This window comes from Streptomyces sp. UH6, assembly GCF_013421635.1.
Taxonomy (GTDB): Bacteria; Actinomycetota; Actinomycetes; order Streptomycetales; family Streptomycetaceae; genus Streptomyces; species Streptomyces abyssomicinicus.
The window spans coordinates 1-6897 of the sequence record NZ_JACADT010000244.1; the positions used below are offsets into that span (position 1 = coordinate 1).

General features: G+C 69.3%; 4 protein-coding genes. 2 read left to right on the top strand and 2 right to left on the bottom strand.

Annotated elements, in window-relative coordinates; genetic code table 11:
- Positions 1-20 precede the first annotated feature (20 nt).
- Positions 21-1670, bottom strand: a complete 1650-nt coding sequence (locus tag HW445_RS14230) for a cellulase family glycosylhydrolase (protein WP_180221389.1) — start codon at positions 1668-1670, stop codon at positions 21-23.
- A 746-nt stretch (positions 1671-2416) separates the two neighbouring features.
- On the opposite strand from HW445_RS14230, the gene HW445_RS14235 reads away from it, so the two are divergent.
- Entirely contained in the window at positions 2417-3775 is a 1359-nt protein-coding gene (locus tag HW445_RS14235) for an endo-1,4-beta-xylanase (protein WP_257231066.1), read from the top strand.
- A 256-nt stretch (positions 3776-4031) separates the two neighbouring features.
- Here HW445_RS14235 and HW445_RS14240 read toward each other — a convergent pair whose 3' ends face one another.
- Positions 4032-4649: a helix-turn-helix transcriptional regulator gene (locus HW445_RS14240; protein WP_218956969.1), complete on the bottom strand. Its 618-nt coding sequence runs from the start codon at positions 4647-4649 to the stop codon at positions 4032-4034.
- A 335-nt stretch (positions 4650-4984) separates the two neighbouring features.
- Between HW445_RS14240 and HW445_RS14245 the strand changes: the two genes are divergently transcribed.
- Entirely contained in the window at positions 4985-6430 is a 1446-nt protein-coding gene (locus HW445_RS14245) for an NCS2 family permease (protein WP_180221391.1), read from the top strand.
- Positions 6431-6897: the final 467 nt, after the last annotated feature.

Below are 6897 nucleotides of genomic sequence, written 5' to 3' on the forward strand. Positions count from 1 at the left end.
GAGCGGGCCGCCCGCCCGGCTCACAGGGCGGCGCAGACCGCCCCGTCGAGGGTGAACTGGGCCGGCGCCGTGTTGGCGGCGCCCTTGCTCGCGAGGAATCCGAGCGTGACGGACCCGCCCGCCGGGATGGTGGCGGTGTAGGAGGCGGGCGCGACGCTCACCGCGGTGCCCGACTGGGTGGCGGTGCCGCCCCACATGTTGCTGATCTGCTGCCCGTCGGCGTAGGTGAAGGCCAGCTTCCAGTTGCTGACCGGCGTGGTGGCGGTGTTGCGGAGCACGATCTCACCCTGGAAGCCGCCCGACCACTGGTTGACCACCTTGTAGCCCACCGCGCAGCTGCCGCCCGGCGTGCCACCGCCCGGCGACGTGGTGACCTGCACGGTGGCGGAGTGGGGCGAGCGGTTGCCGGCCGCGTCACGGGCCCGGACCGCGAAGGTGTAGGCGGTGCCCGCGGAGAGGCCGGTGACGGTGGCGGAGGTGGTGCCGGAGGTGGCGACGACGGTCTGCGAGGAGCCGTTCACACGGACGACCTCGTAGCCGGTGACGCCAACGTTGTCAGTCGACGCGGTCCAGGTCAGCGTGGCCGAGGCGGAGGTGACGGCCGAGGACCTGGGCGTGCCGGGAGCGGTGGGCGCCTGGGTGTCGCCGCCGGAGCCGCCGGAGTAGACGGTGGCCTCGCGGGAGGTCTGGGCGATGCCGTTGGCGCCCTTGAAGAAGCGGGTGCCCCAGGTGCTGAGGGAGCCGGCGTCGAAGCCGTTCACCATGTCCAGGTACTCGACACCGCCGCCGTTGCCGCTCCAGGACCAGCCGATGTAGCCGATGCCCAGCGACTGGGCGGTCGCCATGATGGCGTCCTCGTCCGGGTTGCCGTCGCTGTGGTCGTGGCCGAACTCACCGACGACGATGGGCAGCTTGTTGGTGACGAAGTGGTTCAGGTAGCTCTGCACCTCTGCGGCGGTGTCGTACACGCCGTACATGTGGATCGAGAAGATGGTGTTGCGGTCGGGGTCGGCGGCGAAGACGGAGACAGCGTTGTCACGCATCGTCCCGGACCAGTCCTGCCCCCAGTTGGGGGCGTCCACCATCAGCGCGTGGCGGAAGCCGGCGCCGCGGAGCTTGACGATCGCGTTCTTGGTGGCGTCCGTCCAGGCCGCGGCGTTGTTGTTGCCGTACGGCTCGTTGCCGATGTTGATGACAACGTAGTCTTCCTGGCCCGCGAGAACGTCCTTGAGGCCGATCCAGTAGTTCGCGGCCTGGTCGAGCGTGCCGGCCGCCGACTCCTCTCCGTAGCCGGTGGTGTCGTGCACCTCGAGGACGCAGATCAGCTTGTTGGCCTTGCAGCGGTCGACCACGGCGGCGACGTCCTGGGCGCTGTTGGCGGTCCACCGGTGGCCGTCGGCGAGGACGACCCGGACGGTGTTGGCGCCCAGCGCCTTGATGTCGGCGAACGACTGGGTCTCGCCCTGGTACCAGGTGTGCGCGTGATTGACCCCGCGCATCACGAAGTCGTTGCCGTTGCCCTCGACGACACGGCCGTCGGTGACCCGGAGCCCGGCCGGGGCGGCCGCCTGGGCCGGCGCGGCACTCAGGGCGAGCAGCCCGACGAGCGTGGCCAGTGCGGCGATCACGGCCGCGACGGGCCGTCGTCCTGCTACACGTGCGGTTCTCACTCTGCCTCCTGCAGGCCGGCGCCGGCTGTGACCGGCGCCGTGAACGGGGGTGCACGGGAAGGGGAACCGGACTCGCGCCCCACGGGGAACGAGCCGGTGGAACACATGCTTGGGAGCGCTCCCATACACCCAGTTCGGAGTGCTCACGTCAAGGTTGAGGTTCCGCCAAGAATCGGTGCCGCGGGGCCTTCACCCGGGACGGCCAACACCCCTCGTCACACGGGCCCCGGGCACCCGCGCCGGGATGCGCGGACGGCACAACCCCAGGGAAACACTGGCGCGATAAATCATTGCCCTTCCGTTGCCGCACCCTCACACTGCGGATGGGAGCGCTCCCAACACCCCCTTATCCCGCAAGACACCCTAAAAGCGACCTTTTCCGACTTCACGCGCCACGTGCGGCGCGGGCCGTCGCTCAACCCGACCCCGGGCCACCCGCCAGCCGCCACCCGCCACCCGTGCCCCGTCCGCGGGCCTTCCCCGCCGGCGGGGCACACCGCTGCCCCCTCCGGAGACGAAAGTTTCGGCTAAGTTTCGTAACAAAAAATGCTCCAGGGGGCGCAACTTCCTCTCCAGTTCGCTAATTTCTCGGCTCGCAGCGGTAAACGGCGCCCATGGCCGAGAAGAACGCATCGAAAGTTTCGGCCAGGGCGCCGTCCAAGCCGACCGCTACCTGCACGATCCTGACCACCCCACAGCGGAAGGGTCGCACCACCATGGAAATGCAAGTCCTATGGCGCACGGCCATGAGGAAGGCGGTCGTCCTCGGGACGGCGGGCGCCATGGCCTTGGGCGGCATGGTCGCCATGGCCGGCACGGCCGAGGCGGCAACCACCCTCGGTGCTGCGGCGACGCAGCAGGGCCGGTACTTCGGCACGGCGGTCGCCAACAACCGGCTCGGCGAGACGGACTACGTCAACGTGCTGAACACCGAGTTCAACTCGGTGACGCCGGAGAACGAGATGAAGTGGGACGCGCTCGAGCCGAGCCGCGGCAGCTTCAACTTCGCGAACGCCGACAAGATCGTGAACCACGCCAAGGCCCGGAACATGCAGGTCCGCGGGCACACGCTGGTCTGGCACTCCCAGCTGCCCAGCTGGGTCGGCTCGCTGAGCGCCGATGAGCTCCGCAAGGCGATGACCACGCACATCACCGAGGTGATGACCCACTGGAAGGGCCAGATCGCGGCCTGGGACGTGGTGAACGAGGCGTACCAGGACGGTTCGAGCGGCGCCCGGCGCAGCTCGCCGTTCCAGGACAAGCTCGGCGCCGGGTACATCGAGGAAGCGTTCAAGATCGCGCGCTCCGTCGACCCCGCGGCCAAGCTCTGCTACAACGACTACAACACCGACGGTGTCAACGCGAAGTCGACGGCCGTGTACAACATGGTCAAGGACTTCAAGTCCCGCGGCGTGCCGATCGACTGCGTGGGCTTCCAGGGCCACTTCAACTCGAACTCGCCGGTGACCGCCGACTTCCAGCAGAACCTCGAGCGCTTCGCGGCCCTCGGCGTCGACATCCAGCTCACCGAACTGGACATCGAGGGGTCGGGCTCCGAGCAGGCGGCCAACTACGAGAAGGTCGTCAAGGGCTGCCTCGCGGTGAGCCGTTGCACGGGCATCACCGTGTGGGGCGTGACCGACAAGTACTCGTGGCGCTCCAGCGGCACCCCGCTGCTGTTCGACGGCAGCTACCAGAAGAAGCCGGCCTACACCGCCGTCCTCAACGTGCTGAACGGCGGCACCACCACGCCGCCCACCAGCCCGCCGCCCACGACGCCGCCCACCACTCCGCCGCCCGGCGGGTCGGGATCCTGCACCGCCACCTTCAAGACCGACTCCTCCTGGTCCGGCGGCTACAACGGCACGGTGACGGTCAAGGCCGGCAGCTCCGCCATCACCACGTGGACGGTGCCGCTGACCATGGCCTCCGGGACGAGCATCACCTCGTTGTGGAACGCCACCCACACCACCAGCGGCAGCACGGTGACGGTCAAGAACGCGAACTGGAACGGCTCGCTGGCCGCCGGCGCGTCGACCACGTTCAGCTTCACGGTCAACGGCGGCAACGCGGCCCCGACCGTGGGCACCTGCTCGACCTCCTGAGCCCAGGCCCTCGGGCCTGACGAGGAGACCCTGGCCTGCCGGGCGGAGGACGTGCCCCCCTCCGCCCGGCCGCAAGGCCCGGTCTCCGCGACCGTGACCCCCACCACGGTCGGCCGCCGGCCACGTCCCTCGTCGCCGGCGGCCATATCCCAGGCGCCCCCGCCGGACGTTTCCGGCGGGGGCGCCCACGTGCGTCACCGCGTGACCGCTTCTCCGCGTCACCGCTTCACCGCTTCACCGGCTCATCACCGGCTCGTCACCGGCTTCCGAGACACTCCCAGAAGCGCTGGACGATGTTGTCGAGGTAGTTCTTCCCCTCCTCGCCGGAGGTCGCGGACCCGGTGGCCCGGCTCAGGGTCCGGGCGATGAGGTTCTGGTACTCCCCGTGCATGATGCGCAGGGGGTCCTGCAGGTCGCGTTTCTCCATCGACAGCAGGCGGGCGACCGAGCGGATGTGCGCCTGCCAGCGGGTGGAGACGGCCTCCTCGAGGAGGGCCGCGAGTTCCCCTTCGAGGCCGGTGATGGTGACCATGGCGGGCGCCGACAGCTGGAGCGCCTTGCCGAGCTGGGTGGACTGGTAGGCGCTCCCCGTCCACCGTCCCGTCTCCTCCATGCGGAGGTAGTCGCCGACACTCATGCCGACCGCGTGGGCGACGTCCTCGGGTGCCATGCCCCGGGCCAGCCGGTGCTCCCGCAAGGTGCGGGGCGCTCCCATGAGGTCACCGGGCGCACACCACAACGCCCCGGCGAGTGCCGTGAGTTCCTGCAGGTTGGGCATGGCGACGCCGCGTTCCCATGCGGTGATGTGGTCGGGCGTCACATAGGTCATCCCGTAGGAGGCGCGCATTCCGTACGCGACATGGCCGGGGGCCATCCCGAGCCTCTCGCGCAGTGTGCGGGCAGCGCGTGCGTTGAAAGGGAGTTGTGGATGCACGGGCGGAGACTATGCAGTCACGCGGCGTTGTTCTACGGCCACTGTCGGCGGTGTCCCGGTTGGGCGGGATAGATCACCGTCAGGTTCGTAGCAATGTACGAGAGAGTCACGCATGATCAACTCTGCGTATACACCGAGAAGTTGAGAGTTGGCTCCGGATGCGTATGATCCGCTCCGCGAGATGCCGCACATGCGTTCGCGACCAGCCGGTCATGCGCCGCCGTTCGCGGTGTCTCCACATCTCCTCCCCCTGTCCGTACGTTCCAGGAGACGTCATGCACAAAACAGACGCCGGTCCCGTAGCACCGCCCGCCAGATCCGGCGGCAGCGGGTTGGACCGGTTCTTCCGCATCAGCGAGCGGGGCTCGACCTACGGTCGCGAGGTTCGCGGTGGAATCGCCACCTTCTTCACGATGGCGTACATCCTGGTTCTCAACCCGATCATCCTGGGCAGCGCCAAGGACAAGTTCGGTGACCAGCTCGACCCCGCCCAGCTGGCCACCGCCACGGCCCTGGTGGCGGCCGTGATGACGGTGATCATGGGCGTCGGCGGCAACCTTCCGCTGGCCCTCGCCGCGGGTCTCGGCCTCAACGCCGTGGTGGCCTTCCAGATCGCCCCGTTGATGGCCTGGGACGACGCGATGGGTCTCGTCGTCCTCGAGGGCCTGCTGATCTGCGTGCTGGTGATGACCGGTCTGCGTGAGGCGATCATGCACGCCATCCCGCAGCCACTGAAGCAGGCCATCAGTGTCGGCATCGGCCTGTTCATCGCCTTCATCGGCTTCGTGGACGCCGGCTTCGTCACCCGCATACCGGACGCCGCGAACACCACCGTGCCCGTCCAGCTCGGCACCGGCACCCTCAGCGGCTGGCCGATCCTCGTCTTCTGTCTCGGCGTCCTGGTGACGATCGTCCTGCTCGCCCGCAAGGTCAAGGGCGCCATCCTCATCAGCATCGTGCTGATGACCCTGCTCGCCATCGTCATCAACGCGCTGGCCGACGTGAAGAGCTGGGGTCTGACCACGCCGGCGCTCCCGGACAACCCGGTCGCCGCCCCCGACTTCGGGCTGCTGGGCCAGTTCGACCTGCTCGGCTCCTTCGGCCAGGTCACCGTCCTGACCGTGGTCCTGCTGATCTTCACCCTCATCCTGTCCGACTTCTTCGACACGATGGGCACCGTCGTGGGCGTCACCGCGGAGGCCGGTCTGCTCGACGAGCGGGGCCAGGTTCCCGGTCTGAGCCGCGTCCTGCTCATCGACGGTGCCGCGGCCGTGGCCGGTGGCGCCGCCTCCTCCTCGTCCGCCACCACCTACGTGGAGTCGGCCGCCGGTGTCGGTGAAGGGGCGCGGACGGGCTTCGCCAGCCTGATCACGGGCGGCCTCTTCGCCCTCGCGCTCTTCTTCACCCCGCTGCTCACCATGGTGCCCATGCAGGCGGCCTCCCCGGCCCTGGTCGCCGTCGGCTTCCTGATGATGACCCAGGTCCGGCACATCGAGTGGGACCGGTACGACGTCGCGATCCCCGCCTTCCTGACGATCACCGTCATGCCGTTCACCTACTCGATCACCAACGGCATCGGCGCCGGTTTCGTCGCCTACGTGGTCATCAAGGCCTGCCTCGGCCGTGCCCGTGAGGTGCACTGGCTGCTGTGGGGCACCGCGGCCCTCTTCCTCGCCTACTTCGCGATCAGCCCGATCCAGATGCTGCTGGGCGTGAAGTAGCACCGTGCCGCCTCGGGTGTGACCGGATCGGTCCGGTCGCACCCGGGTGTGACCTGATCGGTCCGGCTCCGGGCCCGGTGCTTTGCGTCCCGGGCCCGCCCGGGGTGGGGGGCGGTCTCCGGCCCGGCGACCGCCGGGAAGGTCAGCCGTCGTCGTTCGTCCGTCGCCCGCGGCATGCGGGGCACCCGGTGTTGTGGGTGCTGCGCGGTGAGCCGGACAACCGCGGCCTCCTCGGCCGAGGAGGGCGGCCTGCGCGCCGGCCGCACGTTCGTGGGCCGGTCCGTCGTCAGCATGACGGACCGGCCCACGGCCGCGGCGGGACGTGCGGCATGATGGCCGGATCGTGTCCCACATCGTCTTCTTCCTGACGCCCGGAGTCCACCTGCTGGACCTGGCCGCCCCCGCGCGGGTCTTCACCACCGCGGCCGGTCTCGGACTGCCCGGCACCCGTTCACCACGCCCGCGGT